Origin of the sequence: Streptomyces sp. NPDC057743 (assembly GCF_042798755.1) — a bacterium.
Taxonomy (GTDB): Bacteria; Actinomycetota; Actinomycetes; order Streptomycetales; family Streptomycetaceae; genus Streptomyces.
Genome location: NZ_JBHVJX010000123.1, coordinates 1 through 1,325 on the forward strand (window position 1 = coordinate 1; position 1,325 = coordinate 1,325).

At 68.4% G+C, this 1,325-nt stretch carries 1 protein-coding gene; it reads right to left on the reverse strand.

What is annotated here, in order from left to right; genetic code table 11:
* Positions 1-42: 42 nt before the first annotated feature.
* Positions 43-1,152 (reverse strand): ISAs1 family transposase, encoded by a 1,110-nt coding sequence (locus ACFVFQ_RS38765; protein ID WP_383425426.1) that lies wholly within the window; start codon positions 1,150-1,152, stop codon positions 43-45.
* Positions 1,153-1,325 lie beyond the last annotated feature (173 nt).

Below are 1,325 nucleotides of genomic sequence, written 5' to 3' on the forward strand. Positions count from 1 at the left end.
CAGGGCTGATTCATAGTCCGGTAGTGAGGGTGTCTTCGCAGGTCACGGGAGTTTCAGCAGGTCGAGTGGGCGTGTGATCGGCTCGTAAGAGACGTCCCGGAGCCCGGCGGCGATGCGTGTGTAACCCGCCGTCCGTAGAGTGTTGATCGCCAGGTTGCGGAAGGTGGCCATGTTCGCCGGCCCGTGTCCGGTGCGAGCTTTCGAGGCGTCCTCGCTGAATGTCACGTCCCGGATGTGATGGACGGCCTCGATGCCCCACTGGGATCGGGCGATCTTGCCCAGTGCCGCCGGACGGGCCTGGCGAGATTCGAGGTCGGTGATCGCGTAGACAGTCTGCCGGGTGGTCCTGCTGGTCTTGCGTACGGTGCGGTGCCGCAGAATCTTCACCGCCTGCATCGCGAAGGGGAAGCCGAGGTCGAGGTCGGTGATGGTCAGCGCACGGGCTGAGCGGGTCTCGCGGTGTCCGTGGCCGCGGGCGCGGGCGCGGTGGTAGGCCACCTCGCGGCACCTGCTCCACGGCAGCTTCCTCAGCACTGCGTGGAGGGTGGGCTGGTTGGCCTTGACCACCAGGAAGTAGTGCGCCTGCTTGTCGATGACGATGTGGCGGGCCTGTTCGCGGGTGGTGTGCAGGGCATCGGCGGTGACAACGGTGCCGGTCAGGTCGAAGGGGGACAGCAGGGCAGCGAAGGCGGTGACCTCGGTGGTTTTGTCCGGCACGGGCAGTTGGGAGATCACCTGGCCGTCGCCGATCAGCGCGCAGAGCAGGTGGGCGGCGCCGGCGGTCTTGGTGCGCGAGCCGCGGGCGGTCTTGCCGTCGACGGCCACTGTGGTGGTGCCGGTCGGGGTGGCGCCGAGCAGGTCGGCCAGTCCACCAGGGCATACCGTGATGATCACCCGGCGGAGGGTGGCGGTGGACGGCGGGATGCACAGGTTGAAGCTGGTCGTGCTGCGGGTGCCGAGGCGGGCGAGAGTGTGCTGCGGAGCGGACCGGGCCCCCTGCCCGATCGCGGCGTAGGACTTCGAGCCTGCCAGGACAGCCGCGCAGGCGGTGAGCAGGACGCTGACCAGGCGGCGGCGTCTGCCCCGGCGGTCGCGGGGGTCGGGAAGGGCCGTCAGCCGTGCGGCCAGATGGGACAGCGAACGCTGCTCCAAGGTGGGCAACTTGGTCAGGCAAGGCGTGGCAGACTGGCGGCACATCGAAGCTCCGGCAGTTCGGGCGACTTGGAGGTCCCCTTGATCGTCGGAGCTTCGTTGCGTGTAGGACGGGCGTTGCGAGAGACCGTCATGATGCTGTGACCTGCGGGTTTACTGGCCCTCCAGGACTA